Annotated in this window: 21 protein-coding genes and 1 tRNA gene; 13 read left to right on the top strand and 9 right to left on the bottom strand. The window is 65.9% G+C overall.

The features are described from left to right. Window positions 1–27: 27 nt before the first annotated feature. The 8 genes from glmM (at window position 28) to phoR (ending at window position 8,539) form a co-directional block, all read left to right on the top strand. The gene (gene glmM / locus CFB43_RS07145; RefSeq protein ID WP_089494577.1) at window positions 28–1,383 is read left to right on the top strand and encodes a phosphoglucosamine mutase; all 1,356 of its coding nucleotides are present in this window, start codon (window positions 28–30) and stop codon (window positions 1,381–1,383) included. A 454-nt stretch (window positions 1,384–1,837) separates the two neighbouring features. Then, the gene (pstS, locus tag CFB43_RS07155) at window positions 1,838–2,872 is read left to right on the top strand and encodes a phosphate ABC transporter substrate-binding protein PstS (RefSeq protein ID WP_089455968.1); all 1,035 of its coding nucleotides are present in this window, start codon (window positions 1,838–1,840) and stop codon (window positions 2,870–2,872) included. Between the two features lie 94 nt (window positions 2,873–2,966). Continuing rightward, window positions 2,967–3,953, top strand: a complete 987-nt coding sequence (gene pstC, locus CFB43_RS07160; protein ID WP_089494578.1) for a phosphate ABC transporter permease PstC — start codon at window positions 2,967–2,969, stop codon at window positions 3,951–3,953. After that, on the top strand, window positions 3,950–4,843 hold the full coding sequence (pstA, locus tag CFB43_RS07165; protein WP_089460774.1) for a phosphate ABC transporter permease PstA: 894 nt from the start codon (window positions 3,950–3,952) through the stop codon (window positions 4,841–4,843). Before pstC ends, pstA begins: the two co-directional genes overlap by 4 nt. 15 nt (window positions 4,844–4,858) lie before the next feature. Beyond that, window positions 4,859–5,707, top strand: coding sequence for a phosphate ABC transporter ATP-binding protein PstB (gene pstB, locus CFB43_RS07170; RefSeq protein WP_089425006.1), 849 nt, complete (start codon window positions 4,859–4,861; stop codon window positions 5,705–5,707). 18 nt (window positions 5,708–5,725) lie between these two features. Beyond that, the gene (gene phoU, locus CFB43_RS07175; RefSeq protein ID WP_089425007.1) at window positions 5,726–6,430 is read left to right on the top strand and encodes a phosphate signaling complex protein PhoU; all 705 of its coding nucleotides are present in this window, start codon (window positions 5,726–5,728) and stop codon (window positions 6,428–6,430) included. A gap of 30 nt (window positions 6,431–6,460) precedes the next feature. Continuing rightward, window positions 6,461–7,162, top strand: a complete 702-nt coding sequence (gene phoB / locus CFB43_RS07180) for a phosphate regulon transcriptional regulator PhoB (protein WP_027787869.1) — start codon at window positions 6,461–6,463, stop codon at window positions 7,160–7,162. Between the two features lie 57 nt (window positions 7,163–7,219). Then, a complete protein-coding gene (gene phoR, locus CFB43_RS07185; RefSeq protein WP_089460775.1) occupies window positions 7,220–8,539 on the top strand; it encodes a phosphate regulon sensor histidine kinase PhoR in 1,320 nt (439 codons plus the stop codon). A gap of 131 nt (window positions 8,540–8,670) precedes the next feature. On the opposite strand, the gene ppk1 is transcribed toward phoR, so the two are convergent. Beyond that, on the bottom strand, window positions 8,671–10,734 hold the full coding sequence (gene ppk1, locus CFB43_RS07190; RefSeq protein ID WP_089494579.1) for a polyphosphate kinase 1: 2,064 nt from the start codon (window positions 10,732–10,734) through the stop codon (window positions 8,671–8,673). A 278-nt stretch (window positions 10,735–11,012) separates the two neighbouring features. Between ppk1 and ppx the strand changes: the two genes are divergently transcribed. Then, on the top strand, window positions 11,013–12,527 hold the full coding sequence (ppx, locus tag CFB43_RS07195; protein WP_089455972.1) for an exopolyphosphatase: 1,515 nt from the start codon (window positions 11,013–11,015) through the stop codon (window positions 12,525–12,527). Window positions 12,528–12,624: 97 nt separating this feature from the next. Here ppx and CFB43_RS07200 read toward each other — a convergent pair whose 3' ends face one another. After that, window positions 12,625–13,059 (bottom strand): hypothetical protein, encoded by a 435-nt coding sequence (locus CFB43_RS07200; RefSeq protein WP_089425010.1) that lies wholly within the window; start codon window positions 13,057–13,059, stop codon window positions 12,625–12,627. 342 nt (window positions 13,060–13,401) lie between these two features. Beyond that, window positions 13,402–13,478, bottom strand: a tRNA-Pro gene (locus tag CFB43_RS07205). A 139-nt stretch (window positions 13,479–13,617) separates the two neighbouring features. Between CFB43_RS07205 and sixA the strand changes: the two genes are divergently transcribed. Together sixA and CFB43_RS07215 are read left to right on the top strand one after the other, a co-directional pair. Further along, window positions 13,618–14,079 (top strand): phosphohistidine phosphatase SixA, encoded by a 462-nt coding sequence (sixA, locus tag CFB43_RS07210; RefSeq protein ID WP_089461378.1) that lies wholly within the window; start codon window positions 13,618–13,620, stop codon window positions 14,077–14,079. A 170-nt stretch (window positions 14,080–14,249) separates the two neighbouring features. Continuing rightward, complete coding sequence (locus CFB43_RS07215; RefSeq protein WP_011351620.1) at window positions 14,250–15,056, top strand: GNAT family N-acetyltransferase; 807 nt, start codon at window positions 14,250–14,252, stop codon at window positions 15,054–15,056. A 205-nt stretch (window positions 15,057–15,261) separates the two neighbouring features. Here CFB43_RS07215 and CFB43_RS07220 read toward each other — a convergent pair whose 3' ends face one another. Beyond that, window positions 15,262–15,432 (bottom strand): hypothetical protein, encoded by a 171-nt coding sequence (locus CFB43_RS07220; RefSeq protein WP_011351621.1) that lies wholly within the window; start codon window positions 15,430–15,432, stop codon window positions 15,262–15,264. 136 nt (window positions 15,433–15,568) lie between these two features. Here CFB43_RS07220 and CFB43_RS38355 point away from each other — a divergent pair, with 136 nt between their 5' ends. After that, window positions 15,569–15,745, top strand: coding sequence for a hypothetical protein (locus CFB43_RS38355; RefSeq protein ID WP_089439761.1), 177 nt, complete (start codon window positions 15,569–15,571; stop codon window positions 15,743–15,745). A gap of 19 nt (window positions 15,746–15,764) precedes the next feature. On the opposite strand, the gene CFB43_RS07230 is transcribed toward CFB43_RS38355, so the two are convergent. The 5 genes from CFB43_RS07230 to CFB43_RS07250 form a co-directional block, all read right to left on the bottom strand. After that, complete coding sequence (locus tag CFB43_RS07230; RefSeq protein WP_089494580.1) at window positions 15,765–17,129, bottom strand: MATE family efflux transporter; 1,365 nt, start codon at window positions 17,127–17,129, stop codon at window positions 15,765–15,767. Window positions 17,130–17,139: 10 nt separating this feature from the next. Beyond that, window positions 17,140–17,463: a DUF2288 domain-containing protein gene (locus tag CFB43_RS07235; RefSeq protein WP_043182308.1), complete on the bottom strand. Its 324-nt coding sequence runs from the start codon at window positions 17,461–17,463 to the stop codon at window positions 17,140–17,142. Between the two features lie 75 nt (window positions 17,464–17,538). Next, entirely contained in the window at window positions 17,539–19,203 is a 1,665-nt protein-coding gene (locus CFB43_RS07240) for an AMP-binding protein (protein WP_089494581.1), read from the bottom strand. Between the two features lie 368 nt (window positions 19,204–19,571). Then, window positions 19,572–20,273 carry a peptidoglycan DD-metalloendopeptidase family protein gene (locus tag CFB43_RS07245; protein ID WP_089494582.1) on the bottom strand — a complete coding sequence of 234 codons (702 nt, stop codon included), beginning with the start codon at window positions 20,271–20,273 and terminating at the stop codon, window positions 19,572–19,574. A 152-nt stretch (window positions 20,274–20,425) separates the two neighbouring features. After that, a complete protein-coding gene (locus CFB43_RS07250; RefSeq protein ID WP_089494583.1) occupies window positions 20,426–21,337 on the bottom strand; it encodes an aldose epimerase family protein in 912 nt (303 codons plus the stop codon). Window positions 21,338–21,815: 478 nt separating this feature from the next. On the opposite strand from CFB43_RS07250, the gene CFB43_RS07255 reads away from it, so the two are divergent. Then, entirely contained in the window at window positions 21,816–22,646 is an 831-nt protein-coding gene (locus tag CFB43_RS07255; protein WP_039347620.1) for an undecaprenyl-diphosphate phosphatase, read from the top strand. The last annotated feature ends 167 nt before the right edge of the window (window positions 22,647–22,813 follow it).

Consider the following 22,813-nt stretch of genomic DNA (forward strand, 5'->3'; position numbering starts at 1 on the left):
GCAGAAGACGAAGGAGGAAGATTCACCATGGGACGTCGATATTTCGGCACGGACGGCATTCGCGGCACGGTGGGCGAGGCGCCCATCACGCCGGATTTCGTGTTGCGTCTCGGTTACGCAGCCGGCAAGGTACTGGCCAGCTCGGCCGATGTCGCGGCAGGCTCGCGCCCGACCGTGTTGATCGGCAAGGACACGCGCGTATCCGGCTACATGCTCGAAGCCGCGCTCGAGGCCGGGTTCTCGGCGGCCGGCGTCGACGTGATGCTGGCCGGCCCGATGCCGACGCCGGGCGTCGCGTACCTGACGCGCGCGCTGCGCCTGTCGGCGGGCGTCGTGATCAGCGCATCGCACAACCCCTATCACGACAACGGGATCAAGTTTTTCTCCGCCGACGGCAACAAGCTGCCGGACGACACCGAAGCCGCGATCGAAGCGTGGCTCGACAAGCCGCTCGAGTGCGCATCGTCCGACGGTCTCGGCAAGGCGCGCCGCCTTGACGACGCGGCCGGCCGCTACATCGAGTTCTGCAAGAGCACGTTCCCTGCCGCATTCAACCTGCGCGGGCTGAAGCTCGTGATCGACTGCGCGCACGGCGCCGCGTACCAGATCGCGCCGCACGTGTTCCACGAGCTCGGGGCGGACGTGATTCCGATCGGTGTCGCGCCGAACGGCTTCAACATCAACGATGGTGTCGGTGCGACCGCGCCGGACGCGCTGGTGCGCGCGGTGCGTGCGAACCACGCCGATCTCGGCATTGCGCTCGACGGCGATGCCGACCGCCTGCAAGTGGTCGATGCCGCCGGTCGCCTGTACAACGGCGACGAGCTGCTCTACGTGCTCGTGAAGGACCGGATCGCGACCGACGGCAAGGTCGAAGGCGCGGTCGGCACGCTGATGACGAACCTCGCGGTCGAAGTCGCGCTGCAGCGCGAGGGCGTGAAGTTCGTCCGCGCGGCGGTCGGCGATCGCTACGTGCTCGAGCAGCTGCGCGAACACGGCTGGCAGCTCGGCGCGGAAGGCTCGGGCCACATCCTGTCGCTCGATCGTCACTCGACCGGCGACGGCATCGTGTCTGCGCTGCTCGTGCTGGCCGCGTTGAAGCGCAGCGGCAGGACCCTCGCGCAGATGCTCGACGGCGTCACGCTGTTCCCGCAGAAGCTGATCAACGTGCGGATGAAGCCGGGTGCCGACTGGAAGGGCAGCACGTCGATTCGCGCCGCGATCGACGCAGCCGAAGCCGCGCTCGCCGGCAGCGGCCGCGTGCTGATCCGCGCATCGGGCACGGAGCCCGTGCTGCGCGTGATGGTCGAAGCACAGCAGGCGGCCGACGCGGTGCGCCATGCGGAGACGATCGCCGACGCGGTGCGCGCGGCGACGACCTGACGCGCGGGCCCGGCGTGTCAGGTCAAACACCTGCGCGCCGGTGTTCCGGTGAATCCGTACACGGCGCCTTCGGGGCGCCGTGATTTCGTCGGACGCAAAGGTTTGCGATACCGATAAAGAGACGGGCGCGTCGCCCCCGCAATCCAGGGGCGAAAAATCGTCGGACCCCTAATATCGGGCCAGCCCCAAGCGGGGGCTTTCCCGGACGCAGACACCGCGCTACGATCCGCTCGCACCGATGTAAAACGGGACGTCTCCCGTCCCTTCCAGGCGGGCAATTCTTGCCGCCGCCGCCGTTCAGGCGCCGCCCGGGCGCCGTCTCCGCCGCACCCGATACTCCCTTTCAACCAGTCATGTTACTGTCACGCCAGTTTCATCGATTGTCACATTACCGTCATGAGGAGCCCCTAACCTTCGCGGTGCCGTAGTCATCCGCTCACACACTGGAGGTCTCATGAAATTGATGCAAACCGCGATTGCCGGCCTGGCTGGCGCGCTTTTCGCCGTCGCCGCCCACGCTGCCGACATCACGGGCGCAGGCAGCACGTTCGCGATGCCGATCTATACGAAATGGGCTGCTGACTACCAGCAGACCGGCGGCGCGAAGGTCAACTATCAAGGTATCGGCTCGTCGGGCGGCCTGAAGCAGATCGTCGCGAAGACGGTCGATTTTGCCGGCTCGGACGCTCCGCTGAAGGATGAAGAGCTCGCGAAGGAAGGCCTGTTCCAGTTCCCGACGGTGGTCGGCGGCGTGGTGCCGGTCATCAACGTGCCGGGCGTGAAGCCGGGTGAACTGACGCTGTCGGGCCCGGTGCTCGGCGACATCTACCTCGGCAAGATCAAGAAGTGGAACGACCCGGCGATCGCCGCGCTGAACCCGAAGGTCAAGCTGCCGGACACGGACATCGCCGTGGTTCGCCGCGCTGACGGCTCGGGCACGAGCTTCATCTGGACGAACTACCTGTCGAAGGTCAACGACGAGTGGAAGTCGAAGGTCGGCGAAGGCACGACGGTCAACTGGCCGACGGGCACGGGCGGCAAGGGCAACGACGGCGTCGCAGCGTTCGTGCAACGCCTGCCGGGCGCGGTCGGCTACGTCGAATGGGCGTACGCGAAGAAGAACAACATGGTCTACACGGCTCTGAAGAACTCGACGGGCACGGTGGTCGAGCCGAAGACGGAAACGTTCAAGGCCGCTGCTGCCGGCGCGAACTGGTCGAAGTCGTTCTACCAGATCCTGACGAACCAGCCGGGCAAGGAAGCATGGCCGGTCGTCGGCGCGACGTTCGTGCTGCTGCACGCGAAGCAGGACAAGCCGGAGCAGGGCGTGGAAACGCTGAAGTTCTTCAGCTGGGCGTTCAAGAACGGCGAGAAGGCTGCTGACAGCCTCGACTACATCTCGCTGCCGCCGGCAGTCGAAGCGGAAATCCGCAAGCAGTGGAAGGTCAAGGTGACGGACGCTTCGGGCAAGCCGGTCGCCGCCGAGTAAGCATTGCAGCGGTTCGCTGCCCGGCCGTGCCGGTCGGGCAGTGTGTGCGGTAAAGCCGGGCGTTACGGCGCCCGGCAATCAAAAGCAGGCACCCATGTCTGATATTTCCTATACGTCCTCACGGTCCGCCGACGTTGCGCAGCAACGCGCGCCGAGCCGCCTCGGGGATGTCGTGTTCGGCGGTCTTGCACGGCTTGCCGCGATCGTGACCCTGCTGCTGCTCGGCGGGATCATCGTTTCCCTGATCATCGCGTCGATGCCGACCATCCAGAAGTTCGGCCTCGGCTTCCTGTGGCAATCCGAGTGGGATCCCAACTCGGACATCTACGGCGCGCTCGTGCCGATCTACGGCACGATCGTGACGTCGGTCATCGCGCTCGTCATCGCGGTGCCGGTCAGCTTCGGCATCGCCCTGTTCCTCACCGAGCTGTCGCCCGTGTGGCTGCGCCGCCCGCTCGGCATCGCGATCGAGCTGCTCGCCGCGATTCCGTCGATCGTGTACGGCATGTGGGGCCTGCTCGTGTTCGCGCCGATCTTCGCGGAGTATTTCCAGAAGCCGATCGGCCGCCTGTTCAAGGACGTGTGGGTGCTCGGCCCGCTGACCGCCGGCCCGCCGATCGGTATCGGCATCCTGGCCGCCGGCGTGATCCTCGCGATCATGATCATCCCGTACATCGCATCGGTGATGCGTGACGTGTTCGAAGTCACGCCCGTGCTGCTGAAGGAATCGGCGTACGGGATCGGCTGCACGACGTGGGAAGTGATGTGGAAGGTCGTGCTGCCCTACACGAAGACCGGCGTGATCGGCGGCGTGATGCTCGGCCTCGGCCGCGCGCTCGGCGAGACGATGGCCGTGACTTTCGTGATCGGCAATACGAACCTGCTCGACAGCATTTCTCTGTTCGCGCCGGGCAACAGCATTACGTCGGCGCTTGCGAACGAATTCGCGGAAGCGCAACCGGGCCTGCATACGTCCGCGCTGATGGAACTGGGCCTGATCCTGTTCGTGATCACGTTCATCGTGCTGTCCATCTCCAAACTGCTGCTGCTTCGTCTCGAGAAGGGAGAGGGCAAGAAATGAGCGAGCCCATCATGAATTTCCCGGGTCCGGACGGCGCCGTGCTCGACGCGATGCGCAACCGCCTGCAGCGCAAGCGCAAGGCCGTCAACGCGATCGCGCTCACCGCGTCGCTCGGTGCGATGGCATTCGGCCTCTTGTGGCTCGTGTGGATTCTCTACACGACGGTGCATCTCGGCGTCGGCGGCCTGTCGCTGCAACTGTTTACGGAATCGACGCCGGCACCGAACACGGAAGGCGGCGGTCTCGCGAACGCGATCGTCGGCAGCTTGCTGCTGTGCGGTTTCGGCACGCTGGTCGGCACGCCGATCGGCATCCTGGCGGGCGTCTATCTCGCCGAATACGGCCAGAAGAACCTGCTGGCGAGCACGATCCGCTTCATCAACGACATTCTGCTGTCCGCGCCGTCGATCGTCATCGGCCTGTTCGTGTACGCGATCGTCGTTGCAAAGTCGGGGCGCTTCTCGGGCTGGGCCGGCGTGATCGCGCTCGCGCTGCTGCAGATTCCGATCGTGATCCGCACGACCGAGAACATGCTGAAGCTCGTGCCGAACGCGCTGCGCGAAGCGGCCTTCGCACTCGGCACGCCGAAGTGGCGCATGGTGCTGAAGATCACGCTGCGCGCGTCGGTCGGCGGGATCATCACGGGCGTGCTGCTCGCCGTCGCGCGGATCGCCGGCGAAACGGCGCCGCTGCTGTTCACCGCGCTGTCGAACCAGTTCTTCTCGGTCGACATGAGCCAGCCGATGGCGAACCTGCCCGTCACGATCTACAAGTTCGCGATGAGCCCGTTCGCGGAATGGCAGTCGCTCGCCTGGGCGGGCGTGTTCCTGATCACGCTGGGGGTGCTTGGACTCAACATCCTGGCGCGCTCGATCTTCTCGAAAAAGTAACGGCGGAGCAATCCGATGAATATGGCAGAAAGCCACCTGAATCCCGTCGAGCGCACCGCTGCGCCCGCCGGCACGCACGACGCGGCGCACGGCCGTCCGCTCGAGCCGCTGAACGCGAAGATCGAGGTCAACAACCTCAACTTCTTCTACAACAAGTTCCACGCGCTGAAAAACATCAACCTGAGCATTCCCGAAGGGAAGGTGACGGCGTTCATCGGCCCGTCGGGCTGCGGCAAGTCGACGCTGCTGCGCACGTTCAACAAGATGTTCGCGCTCTATCCGGAGCAGCGCGCCGAAGGCGAAATCCTGATGGACGGCGAGAACCTGCTGACGACGAAGCGCGACATCTCGCTGCTGCGCGCGCGGATCGGCATGGTGTTCCAGAAGCCGACCCCGTTCCCGATGTCGATCTACGACAACATCGCGTTCGGCGTGAAGATGTTCGAAAAGCTCACGCGCTCGGAAATGGACGATCGCGTCGAGTGGGCGCTCACGAAGGCCGCGCTGTGGAACGAAGTGAAGGACAAGCTGAGCCAGAGCGGCTACGGCCTCTCGGGCGGCCAGCAGCAGCGTCTGTGCATCGCGCGCGGCATCGCGATCCGTCCGGAAGTGCTGCTGCTCGACGAACCGTGCTCGGCGCTCGACCCGATCTCGACGGGCCGCATCGAAGAGCTGATCGCGGAGCTCAAGAGCGACTACACGGTCGTGATCGTCACGCACAACATGCAGCAGGCCGCACGCTGCTCGGATTTCACGGCCTACATGTACCTGGGCGAGCTGATCGAGTTCGGCGAGACCGAAAAGATCTTCATCAAGCCGGTGCGCAAGGAAACGGAAGACTACATCACCGGCCGCTTCGGCTGATGACGGAGAACAACAGCCATGTCGGATAAACATCTGTCGAGCCAGTTCGACGCCGATCTCAACGCGGTGTCGTCGAAAGTGCTGGAAATGGGCGGGCTCGTCGAGTCGCAGATCGTCGGCGCGATGCACGCGCTGAACGAATTCGATCGCGATGCGGCCGAGAAGGTGATCGCGAACGAAGAAGTCCTGAACACGATGGAAGTCGACATCGACCAGGAGTGCGGCAACATCATCGCGCGGAGACAGCCTGCCGCGCGTGACCTGCGCCTTTTGATGTCGATTTCGAAAACGATTACGAACCTCGAGCGCGCAGGCGACGAGGCCGAGAAGATCGCGAAGCGCGTGCGCCGCCTGGTCGACGAGCCGGCCGCGCGCACGGTCAACATCGCCGAGATCAAGGTGTCGGGCGAGATGGCCGTGACGATCCTGCGCCGCGCGCTCGACGCGTTCGCGCGTCTCGATACGGTGGCCGCCGCGCAGATCGTCAAGGACGACAAGGAAATCGACCAGGAATTCCGTGCGTTCGTGCGCAAGCTCGTGTCGTACATGCAGGAAGATCCGCGCACGATTTCGGTGGGCCTCGAGTACCTGTTCATCGCGAAGGCGATCGAGCGGATCGGCGACCACGCGAAGAACATCGCCGAATTCATCATCTACATCGTGAAGGGCACCGACGTGCGGCACCAGCCGCGCGACACGCTCGATCGCGAAGCCAACAGTTAATCGACTCCGTAAGGAAGAACAGAGGTGCCGATGCCCAGCAACATTCTCGTCGTTGAAGATGAGCCCGCGATTTCCGAACTGATCTCGGTGAATCTCCAGCACGCCGGTCACTGCCCGATTCGGGCGTACAACGCCGAACAGGCGCAGAACCTGATCAGCGACGTGCTGCCCGATCTCGTGCTGCTCGACTGGATGCTGCCGGGCAAGTCCGGTATTGCGTTCGCGCGCGACCTGCGCAACAACGAACGGACCAAGCACATCCCGATCATCATGCTGACTGCACGTGGCGATGAGCAGGACAAGGTGCTCGGCCTCGAAATCGGCGCGGACGACTACGTGACGAAGCCGTTCTCGCCGAAGGAGCTGATGGCGCGGATCAAGGCCGTGCTGCGCCGTCGCGCGCCGCAGCTGACCGAGGACGTCGTGTCGATCAACGGGCTGCGCCTCGACCCGGCCACGCATCGCGTCGCCGCGCATGCGGAAGGCAGCGAGATCAAGCTCGATCTCGGCCCGACCGAGTTCCGCCTGCTGCATTTCTTCATGACGCATCCGGAGCGCGTGCACAGCCGCACGCAACTGCTCGACCAGGTGTGGGGCGACCATGTATTCGTCGAGGAGCGCACCGTCGACGTGCACATCAAACGATTGCGCGCGGCCTTGAAACCGGCCGGCTGCGATGCGATGATCGAGACCGTGCGCGGCAGCGGCTACCGGCTCGCCAAGCACGCGTAACGTATCCACGCATGCCGTGTGCCACGGCATGCCGTTCATTCTTTCGGGCGCTGAATCATGAACATCATCTGGGCGCGCTTTCTGGTGTCGCTCGTGCTGCTCGTGCTGATCGGCGTATTGGTCGGCGTCTTCGCCGGCCCGACCGCGGGCCTCGTGTTCGTGGTCGTGATGCTGGTCGCGCAAGGCTTTTTCAGCACCTTTCATACGCAGCGTCTGTGGCGGCTGCTCGATGCACCGGTCTACGGCGAGGTGCCGAGCGCGCCGGGCATCTGGGGCGAGATCTACTATCGCCTGCACAAACTCGCGAAGCAGTGGCATGCGCAGGTGCGGCAGGTCGAGCAGCAGCATTCGCGCTTCATCCAGGCGATCCAGGCGTCGCCGAACGGCGTCGCGATGCTCGACGATCACGACCAGATCGAGTGGTGCAACGCGATCGCCGAGGTCCATTTCGGCCTCGACGCGAAGCGCGACCTGCGCCAGCACATCACCAACCTGGTTCGCCATCCGGAGTTCGTCCGCTACCTGAACGCGCAGCATTACGAGGAGACGCTCGTGATGCGCGGCATGGGCGAGTCGCGTCAGAACGTGCTGGAAGTGCAGGTGTTTCCGTACGGCGAGAATCGCAAGCTGCTGCTCACGCAGGACATCACCGAGCTCGAGCGGACCGATGCGATGCGGCGCGACTTCGTCGCGAACGTATCGCACGAGTTGAAGACGCCGCTCACCGTGCTGTCGGGGTTCCTCGAGACGATGCGCGAGCTGCCGCTGAACGAGGAGGATCGCGCGCGCTATCTCGACATGATGGAGCAGCAGGCTTCGCGGATGCGGCACATCGTGACCGACCTGCTGGTGCTCGCGAAGCTGGAGGGCGAGAGCAAGCCGCCGCTCGATCGCGCGATCGACATGCGGGCCGTGTTCGACCATCTGAAGGAGGACGCGCAGACGCTGTCGAACGGGCATCACGACATCGCGTTCTCGATCGACGAGACGCTCGGCGTCACCGGCGCGCAGACGGAGCTGTTCAGCGCGTTCGCGAATCTGGTCACCAACGCGATCCGCTATACGCCGGAAGGCGGCAAGATCGTCGTGACGTGGCGGCGCGAAGGCGCGCAGGGTGTGTTTTCCGTGACGGACAGCGGCTTCGGGATTCCGGCCGCCGACCTGCCGAGGCTCACCGAGCGCTTCTACCGCGTCGACCGCAGCCGTTCGCGCGACACCGGCGGCACGGGGCTCGGCCTTGCGATCGTCAAGCACGTGCTGCAGCGGCATGACGCGCACCTGTACGTGCAGAGCGAGGAAGGGCGCGGCAGTACGTTCACCGCGCGCTTCCCGGGCTCGCGCATCATCGCGATCCGGCCGGCCGCTTACGAGGCATGATCGCGTAACGGCAGCCGTCGCTCGTTCGGTGAGCGATGTTATGCCGGCTCCGCAATAAAAAACGCAGCCAGTCGGCTGCGTTTTTTATTGGGAGCGACGCGGCGCGCGACTTGAGCCGCACGGCCGATTCTTCAGGAGCAGAACTTCGCGAGCAACCCGAGTTGCGCGTTGCGGATCGTCTTGCCGGCGCGGCGGCGGCGGTAGTGGCCGTCGCTGTGCATCTGCCACGCCGACTGGTTGTCGCCGAGGCACACCGACAGGCCCTCGGCGATCACGCGCCGCTTGAGCTTGCGATCGCGGATCGGGAACGCGACTTCGACGCGGCGGAACAGGTTGCGGTCCATCCAGTCCGCGCTCGACAGATAGACCTCCTCGGCGCCGTTCGCGTGGAAGTAGTAGATCCGGTGGTGCTCGAGGAAGCGGCCGACGATCGAGCGCACGGTGATGTTTTCCGACAGCCCCGGCACGCCGGGTTTCAGCGCGCAGACACCGCGCACGATCAGGTCGACCTTGACGCCGGCCTGCGACGCTTCGTACAGCGCGGCGATCACCGTCGGCTCCAGCAGCGCGTTCATCTTCGCGACGACGCGTGCGCGCTTGCCGGCGCGTGCATTGTCGATCTCCGCTCGGATCGAATCGATGATGCGCGGATGCAGCGTGAACGGCGACTGCCACAGCTCGTGCAGCGTGAGTTCGCCGCCGATGCCGGTCAGTTGCTGGAACACGTGATGGACGTCCTCGCAGATCTTCTGGTCGGCCGTCATCAGCCCGAAATCGGTGTAGAGGCGTGCCGTGCGCGGATGGTAGTTGCCGGTGCCGAGGTGCACGTAGCGGCGCAGCGACGCCTTGCCGGCCTGCACGACGCGCCGCACGATCAGCATCATCTTCGCGTGGCACTTGTGGCCGACCACGCCGTACACGACATGCGCGCCGACGGCTTCGAGCTGCGACGCCCAGTTGATGTTGGTTTCCTCGTCGAAGCGCGCGAGCAGTTCGACGACGACGGTCACTTCCTTGCCGTTGCGCGCGGCTTCCATCAGCGCGTCCATCAGCGGCGAATCGGTGCCGGTGCGGTAGATCGTCTGCTTGATCGCGACGACGCTCGGATCCCTCGCGGCCTGCTGCAGCAGTTCGAGCACCGGCTGGAAGCTTTCGTACGGGTGGTGCAGCAGGATGTCGCCGTTGTCGATCGCGTCGAACATCGTCGGCGCGTTCGTGATCGCGGACGGGGTCGACGCGGTGAACGGCGTGAACTTCAGGTCGGGACGGTCGACGAGATCGGGAATCTGCATCAGCCGCACGAGGTTCACCGAACCGGCCACGCGATAGCAGTCCTTCTCGCCGAGTTCGCTTTCCACGAGCAGGCGGCGCACGATGTGCGGCGGCGAGTCGGCCGACACTTCGAGGCGCACTGCATTGCCGAGGTGGCGCGCGGGCAGTTCACCCTGCAGCGCGACGCGCAGGTTCGTGATTTCGTCTTCGTCGACGAACAGCTCGCTGTTGCGCGTGATGCGGAACTGGTTGCAGCTCTTCACCGTCAGTTGCGGGAAGAGCTCGCCGACGAAGCGCTGCATGAACGAGCTCAGCAGCACGAAGCCGTGCTCGAAGCCCGACAGCGCGTGCGGCATGCGCACGACGCGCGGCAGCGCGCGCGGCGCCTGCACGATGCCCATCACGGCCTGGCGTCCGAACGCGTCGCGGCCTTCGAGCTCGACGACGAAATTCAGGCTCTTGTTCAGCACGCGCGGGAACGGATGCGCGGGATCGAGGCCGATCGGCGTCAGCACCGGCAACAGCTCGTCGAGGAAGTAGTGCCGCGCCCATTCGAGCTGCTCGTCGTTCCACGTGTCGCTTGCGTGGAAGTAGATGCCTTCCTGTTCGAGCGCGGGCAGCACGGTTTCGTGCAGCATCGTGTACTGTCGATGGACGAGCCGCTGCGCGCGTTCGACGACGAGATCGTAAGCATGTTGTAACGACATGCCGTCGGGCGTCAGTGCGCCGGGGTTGTCGCGGATCTGCTCCTGCAGGCCGGCCATCCGGACTTCGAAGAATTCGTCGAGGTTGCTGCTGGTGATGCAGATGAAGCGGAGGCGCTCGAGCAACGGGACTTGCGGATCAGCTGCCTGGGCCAGCACGCGCTCGTTGAAACCGAGGATGCCGAGTTCACGATTGAGAAGCGGGTAACGGACGGACATCGGCAGAGTAGGGGGTGATTCAGGCGATGATTCGAAAGGACGCTCGGAAACTCTCACGGTACGATGACGTGCGAATGACAATGATGTATTTATATCGGGAAATTCTACGCTGTAACCGTTTCGTCTCATAAATGTTTCGGCTATATGCAATCGAGCAGGATGCATGCCCGTGAAGCGTGGCAATGGCAAGCGTTCCACGCTTAAAATGTCGCCTTTGATTGATCGTCCGCGGTTGCCGCACCGGCCGCCGCGGGCGAACGCGCACGGAGCCCCTTCTGATGGTTACAACCCCCCACTTGCTGGCTGCCGTGGATCTCGGCTCGAACAGCTTCCGGCTGATCGTCGGTCGTGTCGAGGAAACGCCGGCGGGCAGCCAGATCTATCCCGTCGACGCGCTGCGCGAGCCCGTCCGGCTGGCCGCGGGCCTGTCGAGCGACAAGATGCTCGATCGCGCGTCGCAGGAGCGTGGCTGGGAAGCGCTCAAGCGGTTCGGCGAGCGCCTGCGCGATTTCCATCCCGATCACGTGCGCGCGGTGGCGACCAACACGCTGCGTGTCGCGAAGAACGCGGCCGAATTTCTCGGCGAAGCCGAAGCGGCACTGGGTTTCCCGATCGAAGTGATCGCGGGCCGCGAAGAAGCGCGGCTGATCTACGCGGGCGCCGCGCACTCGGTGCCGGCGAGCGCGGGCAAGCGGCTCGTCGTCGATATCGGCGGCGGCTCCACCGAATTCATCATCGGCTCGCACTACACGCCGATCGTGATGGAGAGCCTCTACATCGGCTGCGTGAGCCACAGCCGCACCTTCTTCCCGGCCGGCAACGTCGACGAATACACGATGCGGCAGGCCGAGCTCGCGGCCAAGCGCGAGATCCAGATCATATCGAGCGAGTACAAGAAGGCCGGCTGGGACCAGGCGATCGGCTCGTCGGGCACCGCGCGTGCGCTCGCGGAACTCGTCGAGGCGAACGGCTTCAACGATCCGGGCATCACGCACGGCATTTCGCGCGGCGGCCTCGAGCGGCTCAAGCGTGCGCTGATCAAGTCGGAGAACGTCAACCGGCTGAAGCTGATCGCGCTGAAGCCCGATCGCGTGCCGGTGCTCGCGGGCGGCCTCGCGATCATGCTCGCAGTGTTCGAGGAACTCGGTGTCGACTACGTCGATACGACCGATGGCGCATTGCGCCTCGGTGTGCTGTACGACCTGCTCGGCCGGACGCAGCACGAGGACATGCGTGCGGTGACCGTCGAGGGCTTCACGCGCCGCTACGGTGTCGATCGTGCGCAGGCCGAGCGGATCGGCGCGCTGGCGGGGCGCTTCTACGACGAACTCGAGGAAGCCGACGAAGAAGCGCGCGAGGAAGGGCGGATGTTCCTCGGCTGGGCGGCCGCGTTGCACGAGATCGGTTTGTCGATCTCGCACAGCGCGTATCACAAGCACTCGGCGTATATCGCGAGCAACGCGGACATGCCGGGTTTTTCGCGCACCGACCAGGCGCGCCTCGCCGCGCTCGTGCTCGGTCACGCGGGCAAGCTCGGCAAGCTGTCGCAGGCGCGCGAGGTCGAGTGGCCGCTGCTGTTCTGCCTGCGGCTCGCGGCGCTGCTGTGCCGGCGCCGGACCGATGCCGGGCTGCCGGACATTTCCGTTTCGCAGATGAAGAAGGGCGGGTATGAAGTGCGCCTGCCGAGCGCGTGGGTCGAGCAGAACCCGTTGACCGACTACAGCCTCAGCCAGGAGGCGGCCGAGTGGGAGAAGGTCGGTATCCCGTATCGCGTGGTGTATACCGGCGCGTAACTGGCCGCAGCGAGGTCGACAGCGGGGCTGGGAGGGGCCGGGCAGCAGGCAGGCTTGGCGCCCTTCAGGCTTGCCGCGTGATCGTCGTGGCGGCCGCTCAGTCCGACGAGCAGACGATCGCAGTCAGGAACGGAAACGCCTGCTTGACGGTCGCGTCACTGCCGGCCTTGCGCACGGCTTCTTCCACCGCGCTTTTCGTGCCCCGCACCACGACGCCATAGGCCCAGTCGCCGATCGGCGTGCCGTCGCCCGGGCGGAAGATCGGATCGTTCGCCTGGTATCCGAGCACGACGTAGACGCCGAAGCCGTACGCCGTCAGCGCGTGGCTCGTGCGGAATGCATTGACCGAGTTCGATTCGACATGCATCGGCTCCGACTGGATGTCGCCGGCGGCGAGCAGCGGCGCGACGAATTTGTGGCCGGTCGAGTGGCAGTCGAGTGCGTCGTCGAGTGCCTTGGCCGACGCGGTGCCGGCAGTCGCGAGCGCGAGCAGCGATGCGCAGAGGGCGGTCTTCAGAATGTTGTTTTTCATGCGCGAAGGCGGGGTTGTCCACGCGCATTATCGCGTGTTCCGGCAAGTGCCGTATGCGGGCTGCGGATGGCGCGTTGGCCCGTATGCCGTCGGTGATTCGACGGGCCGGACAGGCTGACGCTCGATCCTTTCCTGCATTGAAAGCGCAAGGTCGTCAGCCATTTGCTTTGTGCCGGCCTTCGAAATACGGCTGCCGGGGGCAGCGTGGATCGTTGTAGCGTCGATGCCCCAATTGATCCCTACAATGAATCGAGGCGCTGCGAACCGGGAATCCCGGTTGACGCTTGAAGGGCCCAGAAACGGAAAAGGGGCTACGGTATTAACCGTAACCCCTTGATTCCTTGGTCGGAGCGATAGGATTCGAACCTACGACCCTCTGATCCCAAATCAGATGCGCTACCAGGCTGCGCTACGCTCCGACGAGCCAAAGATTGTATCGTTGAATATCCGATCCGGTCAATCCCTATATGCGGGCAAATGCCGCGGCGGCAAACGCCCGCAATTTGCGACAATTCGCCCGATCATCGGCGGCCCGCTCGCCGAAGCAAGGAGAACATCATGATGAACCTGATCCTGTGGCGCCACGCCGAAGCCGAAGACTACGCGACGAGCGATCTCGCGCGTCAGTTGACCGTCCGGGGCCGCAAGGACGCGCAGGCGATGGCCAAATGGCTGCGTGGCCGGCTCGAGACGAACGCCGTGATCCTCGCGAGCCCGGCGGCCCGCACCGTGCAGACGGTCGAGGCGCTGACCGACCAGTACCGGACGGTCGACACGCTCGCGCCGGGCGGCGGCGTCGACGACGTGCTGGCGGCGGCCGGCTGGCCGGAGGGCATCGCGCCGACGGTCGTGATCGTCGGTCACCAGCCGACGCTCGGCAGCGTTGCCGCGCAGCTGATCGCCGGCGGCGACGACAGCTGGAGCGTCAAGAAGGGCGGAATCGTGTGGCTGGCGAGCCGCACGCGTGACGGCAGCCGGCAGGCCGTATTGCGTGCGGTATTGACGCCCGACCTGCTGTGAGGCCCGCCTGAAGAGCTTTGAAGGGATTGATCATACGGTTTCGCAAGCTTTCTGCTAAAGTCAATTCGGCGACACGTCATTGAAAGGACACGGTCGTGCCACATAACGGTCACGGCCGATTACTACATTGGCGGGCATGTCGCCCTATTCCTTACGACCAGGAAAGCCTAATGCGAGAACTGCCGACGCCTACGCTCCCTTTTGCCTCGCTGCCCCTCGACACGTCGCGGCGCCACCTGCCGCGCGCTGCTGAAACCGTCACATCGGAGTATCGCCTGCGCGCCGCGTGGGCGCGTACCGAAGACGAATTGCGCGAAGCCCAGCGCCTGCGTTATAGCGTGTTCGCCGAAGAGATGGGCGCGCAGGTCAGCGGCCCCTCCGGTCTCGACGTCGATCCGTTCGATGCGTACTGCGACCACCTGCTGGTTCGCGATCTCGACACCCTGAAGGTCGTCGGTACGTATCGCGTGCTGCCGCCGCACCAGGCGGCGCGTGTCGGCCGCCTGTACGCCGAAGGCGAATTCGACCTGTCGCGCCTCACGCATCTGCGCGGCAAGATGGTCGAGGTCGGCCGCTCGTGCGTGCACAGCGACTACCGCAGCGGCGCCGTCATCATGGCGCTGTGGGGCGGCCTTGGCGCGTACATGATGCAGAACGGCTACGAGACGATGCTCGGCTGCGCGAGCGTGTCGATGGCCGACGGCGGCCACTACGCGGCGAATCTGTACCAGTCGCTGTCGGCAGGCTCGCTGACGGCGCCGGAATATCGCGCGTTCCCGCACACGGCCCTGCCGGTCGACGAACTGCAGACGGGCACCGTCGTGGCGCCGCCGCCGCTGATCAAGGGTTACCTGCGTCTCGGCGCGAAGATCTGCGGTGCGCCGGCCTGGGATCCCGACTTCAACTGCGCGGATTTCCTGACGCTGTTCCGCCTGTCCGACATCAACGCGCGCTACGCCCGCCACTTCCTGGGCTGAGCCGTCGGAATCGCGTCGCGCCCGCTCGCCCGGGCGCGCGCAAGCGAACGCCGTCGCGTGGCACGCGCCGCGCGACGGCGTTTGTCCATCTGATCAACGTGTGTGAACCGGACCCTGTTAATTCCGGCGATATGCACTCCACCGCGTGCCGGGGCGCGGCACGTTCGTGAACGGCCCGGGTATGAGCCGGACGCCAGCGGCGCGCTTAATGCTTGCGCCGCCAGTCGAGCAGGTGGTGTTCGGCCATCCAGTGGTGGATCATCCCTTCGCCTTCATGGCTGCGCTTGTATTCGCGCGACTCGAAGAACGACAGGGCGACGAGCACCATCAGACCGACGAACAGCCCGATCAGGCCGGCAATTTCTTCAGACGACATGGCAGCCTCCTTTCCACGGCACAGCGCCATGCGTACATAGTAGGACATGCGCGGCGCGACTCCGAACCGAGATTTCCGCTAGACTCGGCGCGGTCCCGGCGTGCGATGGGCGCGCCGCTTTCCGGAGCCCTACCCGATGAACCGTTTCATGCTGGCCGTGCTGGCCGCATCTTTGCTCGCCGGCTGCACCAGCGATCCGCATCAGGCCCGTCGCGGCCATCCGCCGGAAGATCCGGCCGACTATCACGGCGTGCCCACCGACATGACGCCGCCGTCGATGCTCGACGCGCCGCCGCCGAAACCCACGCAATAACGGCCGGGTCGGCCCGCCGTCAGGCGCGGGCCGCGGGCGCGTCGGCGCCGATGTGCCGCAACAGCGCCGGCAGGGAGCGCGCCAGCGTCGCGCCGCGTGCGGCCATGAACAGCAGCAGCGCGAACCAGAGGCCGTGATTGCCGAACGTGCCGACGGCGGCGAGCGTGGCCACGACGAAGATCGAGAACGACGCGACCATCGCACGCATCAGCGATTGCGTCTGCGTGGCGCCGATGAACACGCCGTCGAGCAGGAACCCCCAGACCGACACGATCGGAGAAAGCGCGGCCCACGGCAGGTAGCGCAGCGCCATTTCGCGGATCTCGGCCTGGTCGGTCAGGCGCGCGACGATCCAGCCGCCGGCGGCCCAGTACACGAGTGCGAACAGCAGCGCGCCGAGCGCCGACCAGAACAGCGTGACGCGTACGGCCTGCCGGAAAGCGCGGCGGTCGCGTGCGCCGGCCGCAGCCCCGACGAGCGCTTCGGCCGCATGCGCGAAGCCGTCGAGGCCGTACGCCATGAACGTCTGGAAATTCAGCAGCAGCGCGTTTGCCGCGAGCGTCGCATCGCCCTGTTTTGCACCGAGGTGCGCGAACCAGCCGAATGCGCCGAGCAGGCACAGCGTGCGCAGGAAGATGTCGCGATTGAGCACGATCAGCCGCTTGAGCGCGACGCGGTCGGCGAGTGCACGTACCGCGATCGGCGCAAGGCCGCGCGGCCGCAGCCGCCACAGCATCCATGCGCCGAGCGCGAAACCGCATGCGTCCGCGGTGGCCGTCGCGGCGCCGATGCCGGCGATACCCCAGCCGAAGCCATACACGTAGAGCAGCACGGCGCCGATGTTCACCGCATTGATGAACACCTGCGCGACGAGCGCGAGCCGCACGCGCTGCATGCCGAGCAGGTAGCCGAGCACGACGTAGTTCGCGAGCGCGAACGGGGCGCTCCAGATTCGCGCGTGGCTGTAGGCAAGCGCCGTGGTGCGGACGGCATCGCTGCCGCCGAGCGCGGACAGCGCACATGACAGCAGCGGCACCTGCAGCGCCAGTACCGCGGCGCCGAGTGCGAACGCGACGATCAACGCGCGCAGCAGGGTCAGGCGGATCCCGGCGGCGTCGCCGGCGCCATGCGCCTGCGCGACGAGGCCCGTCGTCCCCATCCGCAGGAAACCGAACCCCCAGAACACGAAATTGAAGAACAGCCCGCCGAGCGCGACGCCGCCCAGGTACTGCGTGCCGTCGAGGTGGCCCGCGACGGCCGTGTCGACGGCACCGAGGATCGGCTGGGTCAGGTTCGCGAGGACGATCGGGAACGCGAGCGCGAGGACACGCCGGTGCGTGACGGCGGCCGTGCCGGCCCCGTGCGGTAACGCGGCTTCGGACATGGCGGACGCGTCAGGCGCGTTCCTGCACGCAGACCCAAGGCGAGACGACGACCGCCCACAGCTCCGGGTTGCGCGCCGCGTAATCGGCAGCGGTTTCGGCCGGCATGCGCGCGACGAGGCCCGACGACAGCCAGCGCGTGACCTGCTCGGCATCGTCGTCGGCAACGGCTTCCGCGACGCTGACGAGATCGAGGTCGCGTGCGACGGACAGCAGCTTGCCCTGCGCAAAGAAGCGTTCGAGATCGCACCAGTCGATCTTGGCAGTTTCGCCGAGGAGTTTGGCGTAGAGCGGGCTGTGCGACGCGCCCGCGTCGGAGTGGTGATCAGAGGACATCGTTTTCTAGGAAAGACTGCGTGGTGGCGCCACTATAAACCATCCGGCCGGGCCGGCGGCACGGGGGCGGCCAGCCTACGCGTCGCGCAGCGCGCGGCGCACGATCTTGCCGGTCGCGGTCATCGGCAGGCTGTCGACGAACGCGATCGCGCGCGGATACTCGTGCGCGGCGAGGCGCGTGCGCACATGTGCCTGCAGCGCCTGCACGAGCGCCTCGTCGCCGGTGTGGCCGGGATTCAGCACCACGAACGCCTTGACGATCTCGGTGCGCGTCGCGTCGGGCACGCCGACGACGGCCGCCATCCGCACCGCCGGATGCGTGAGCAGGCAGTCCTCGATCGGGCCCGGGCCGATCGGGTAGCCGGCGCTCGTGATCACGTCGTCGTCGCGGCCGACGAAGCGCACGAAGCCGTCGGCGTCGATCGTGCCGGTGTCGCCAGTGAGTAGGTAGTCGCCGGCGAATTTGTCGCGCGTCGCGTCGGCGTTGCGCCAGTATTCGAGGAACATCACCGGGTCGGGGCGGCGCACCGCGATGCGCCCTTCGACGCCGGGCGGCAGCGGCGTGCCGTCCGCGTCGACGATCGCGACCGCATGGCCGGGCACCGCCTTGCCGATCGCGCCGGGCTGCGCATCGAACAGCGCGGCGCACGACGACAGCACCATGTTGCACTCGGTCTGCCCGTAGAACTCGTTGATCGTCACGCCGAGCGCGTCGCGCCCCCAGGCCGTCAGCTCGGTGCCGAGCGATTCCCCGCCGCTCGCGACGGATTTCAGCGACAGCGCGTAGCGTTCGCGCGGTGCCGCGACGGTGCGCATCAGCTTCAGCGCGGTGGGCGGCAGGAATGCGTGGGTGACACCGTGCCGCGCCATCAGCGCGAACGCCGCGTCGCCGTCGAATTTCTCGAAGCGGCGCGCAAGCACGGGCACGCCGTGATGCCATGACGGCAGCAGCACGTCGAGCAGGCCGCCGATCCATGCCCAGTCAGCGGGCGTCCAGAACAGGCCCGCGTCGCGCGGGAAACACTGCTGCGACATCTCGACGCCCGGCAGGTGGCCCAGCAGCACGCGATGCGCGTGCAGCGCGCCTTTCGGTTTGCCCGTCGTGCCGGACGTATAGATGATGACCGCCGGATCGTCGGCGGCCGTATCGGCCGGCACGAAGTCGGGTGTTTCGGCGGCGAGCGCCGCGTCGTAGCGCAGCACGCCCGGCTGATCGGGCTCATCGGGCTGATCGGGCTGATCGGGCTGATCGGGCTGATCGGGCGCATCGTCGCCGATGCAGTAGACGGTATGCAGTGCGGGCAGCCGGGCGCGCAGCGGCGCGATTTTCGCGTAGCCGGCCGCATCGGTGACGAGCGCAGCCGCCTCGCTGTTCGCGAGCCGGTATTCGAGCGCATCGACGCCGAACAGCGTGAAGAGCGGCACCGCAATGGCGCCGAGCTTGTACGCGGCGAGGTGCGCGACGGCCGTTTCGGGGCCCTGCGCGAGAAAGATGCCGATCCGGTCGCCGCGCCGAAGGCCGGCGCGCGCAAAGCTGTTCGCGAGCCGGTTAGAGGCATTCCTCAGGTCGTCGAACGTGATGCGGAAAACGTCGCCTCGTGCGGTTTCATGGATCAGCGCGAGGCGTCCGCTGCCGTCCGCCCACTTGTCGCAGACGTCCACGCCGATGTTGTAACGCGCCGGAACGTCCCACGCGAAGCGGGAGAGCAGGTCGTCGTAGTGGTCGGCGGCGGGCAGCATCGAGGTGTCTCCTGGGGACGAACGTGGCTTCACGCGAGCGGCTTACATCAGGATTTCACGCAAACGAATCCACAATGGCGTCCGAGGGTAGGGAATCTTCGTACTCGTCCAATAGCCTCGGCTCAGTGCACGATTCCACAATGACGCATAAGATCACGAAAAAATCAGTGTGTGACCATGGATTTGCTTCTGATAGCTGCGGGGTTCAGCCTGATCGGAATCGGCGTACTGGTAGCGTTTGCCCGTCACGTCGATCCGTTGTCCGGCCGGTTCACCGGACGTCTGCGCAAGCGCTGACATCACCTTTCCCGGTTTTCACCGCGACGACACGCGATGCGTGCCGGCATCGCGTGTCGTCCATCGGGTGCTCAGCGCGCCGGCAGGTAGCGTGACGGGTCGATCGATCGGCCGCCGTAGCGCAACTCGAAATGCAGCGCGACCCGATCGCTGTCGCTGTTGCCCATCTCGGCGATCGATTGCCCTTGCGTGACCGACTGGCCTTCCTTCACCAGCAGCGCGCGGTTGTGCGCGTAGGCGGTCAGGTAATCGGCGTTGTGCTTGAGGATGATCAGGTTGCCGTAGCCGCGCAGCCCGTTACCCGCATAGACCACCACACCCGGCGCAGCCGCGACCACCGGCGTGCCCGGCGAGTTCGCGATGTCGATGCCCTTCGATTTCGAGCCGTCGAACGTGCGGACCACATTGCCGGCGGCCGGCCAGATCAGCGCGATACTCGTGGCCGGCTTGACGGCCGATTCGACCGGAGCGGACGGCGCGGGGCGGGCCCGGCCGGCACTGCCGGTGCCGGTGGTCGACGGCGTCGAGGCGGTGGTCGTGCCGGGCGGCGGCACGACGCGCAGCACCTGGCCGACTTCGATCGCATCGGGGTTCGTCATCTGGTTCCAGCGCACGATGTTCGATACCGACGTGCGGTTGTCGCGCGCGATCTTGTAGAGCGTATCGCCGCGCTCGACGCGATAGAACCCGGGGCCGACGGGCGCGGAGCCGCATGCGACGAGCAGGGCGGCGCAGGCGGCTGCGAAGAGTCGCTTCGTTGTTGTTCCGAACATTGAACCTCGCAAAACCCTGCCGCGCGTGACGCGGCAGGCAACACAAAACGTCCGATTTTAACGGGTTCGACCCGCGCACCGCAGTTTGGGCCGTTATCGGGGCTGCGGCGCGCCGGTTCCACGCGTTGCCTGATGGCGTTTCAGCCTGCGTATCAGCCGGCGAGCGGAAGGACGCGAATCCGCAGCGTGGCCGTTTCGGTCGCGCCCGGTGCGAGCAGGCGCAGCCCGAGGCCGTTGTGGATCGCATCCGGCAGGCCGAGCCACGGTTCGACGCAATAGAAGTCCGAATCCGGCTTCTCGGTCCAGGTCGTCACCGCGTACCACGGGATCGAGCCCGGCACGTCGAGCGCGATCTCGATCGTGCGGCGGCGGCCCGGCATCACGATGCGCACCGGCGTGGCCGGCACGCTGTCGAGGCAGTGGAAGCGGTCGAGGATGTCCGGGTTGTCGAGGTGATAACGGGCTTCGCCCGGTTCGGGCGTGCTGATCGAACCGTCGGCCTGCTGCGCGCAACGATGCGTGGGCGGGAGCTCGAGCGTGGTGTCGGCGCGTTCGCCGTGCGGCAGCGCGAAATAGAAATGGTGGCCGGCGTAGTAGGGCAGCGGCGTGTCGCCGCGATTGGTCGTCGTCAGCGCGACTTCGAGCGTGTGCGAGTCGGCCAGCCGGTAGGTCGTTTCGAACCGGAAATCGAACGGGTAACTGGCGCGCAGCGCGTCGGTCGCGTCGAGCGTCATCGACAGCGCGGCGCCATCGGCCGACGGTTGCGCGGCGAACGGCAGGTCGCGCGCGAACCCGTGCATCGGCAGGTCGCGCACCACGCCGGCGGCATCGCGCCAGCGGCCGAGTTCGCCGTCGACGCGGTGTCGGCCGAGGAACGGGAACAGCAGCGGGTTGCCGCCGCGCACACGTGCGAGGTTGCTCCAGTCGGCCGTGTCCGGCCAGAAGATCACCGGTTCGCCGTCGACATCCCATGACAGCAGGCGGCCGCCGAATTGCGGAGCGACCCGGACGAGCGACGGGCCGGCGTGAAGTTCGTGAATGTCGTGTTGCTGGAAGGTCGGCATGGCGAATCGGGTTAGGCGGGTGGACGGGAGTGGCGCGCTCCATTATCGGGCCGTGGCGGCTCGGGGAAAACCCTTCTCGGGAAATCGCGAGTTTTTAAGACTGCCATCGGTCGGGATAATGGCTCTAAACCGGTGATGTTGCCGGGTCATGACACTTCGTGGAGGGGGCCATGGATCTGGCAATGGCAATGGGTATCGCACTGTTCGGCATGTTCACCGGCAGCACGGTATTATTTTTCTATCAGCTCGGCCGCTGACGGCAATTCCTGCCGAAGTCGAAAGGCCCGCCATGCAAATGGCGGGCTTTTTGCTTTCTGGGTGCTTACAAATTGCAAGCGTTTGTGTGCATTGCCGCAATATCCAGCCAAATGCCTTGGCGCAGTAATCCGGGCTCGGCATAATCGGGGCGCGTTTTTACGGACGCGCATCGCGTCGTCCACTTCTCTTTCCGCTTGATTTTCACTAAAAGGACCGACGCGTGAGTCTCTGGTTTCTGGTATTCCTGAGCGTCCTGCAGGGCGTCACCGAACTCTTCCCCGTCAGCAGCCTTGGCCATACGCTGCTCGTGCCGGCGCTGTTCGGCATGCACATCGACAAGCACGCACCGCAACTGCTGCCGTTCCTCGTCGCGCTGCACCTCGGCACCGCGCTGGCGCTGCTGTGGTATTTCCGCGCGCGCTGGATCGCGTTGATCAGCGGCTTCTTCGCGCAGCTCGGCGGCCGCAAGAACGACGACGGGCACCTGATGTGGGCGCTCATCATCGGTACGATCCCGACCGGCATCGTCGGGCTGCTCCTCGAGAAGCGCATCGAACGCGTGTTCCACGACCTGCGGATCGTCGCGGTCGCGCTGATCGTGAACGGCGTGCTGCTGTGGCTCGGCGATCGCATCCAGCGCAGCCGCGCGCATCAGGCTCCGGAGAAGATGACGTTCAAGCAGGCGTTCTTCGTGGGCCTCGCGCAGATCGGCGCGCTGATTCCGGGCTTCTCGCGCAGCGGGCTGACGATGATCGCCGGCAACGCCGCGGGGCTGACGGCGGAGAAGGCCGCGGAATTCTCGTTCCTGCTCGGTACGCCGATCATTTTCGCGGCGGGGGTGCTCGAGCTGCCGAAGCTGTTCCATGCGCGCGACCAGCTCGCCGATGCGCTGCTCGGCGGCGTGCTGACGGCGATCGCCGCGTATCTGAGCGTGCGGTTCCTGATGCGTTACTTCGAAGGGCGTGGCCGGCTGGCTTCGTTCGGCGTGTATTGCGTGATCGCCGGTGTGTTCTGCCTCGGCTGGTTCATGCTGCATCCGCAGCCGGTTTGAGGCTGCGAAGGTCGATCTCGCGTGATGTGGTGCGATGATCGGGTATAATTTCGGGCTCGGCTTCATGCCGGGCCCGTTTTGTTTCGGGGCTTCGAGGTTGGTGGTTCTTGCTGCCGCTTGAAGCCTTGCATCAAATGCCGCCCGCGCCGGCCGTGTCTTTTCTCCCC

Origin of the sequence: Burkholderia sp. AU15512, from assembly GCF_002223325.1 — a bacterium.
In the GTDB taxonomy this organism is placed as follows: domain Bacteria; phylum Pseudomonadota; class Gammaproteobacteria; order Burkholderiales; family Burkholderiaceae; genus Burkholderia.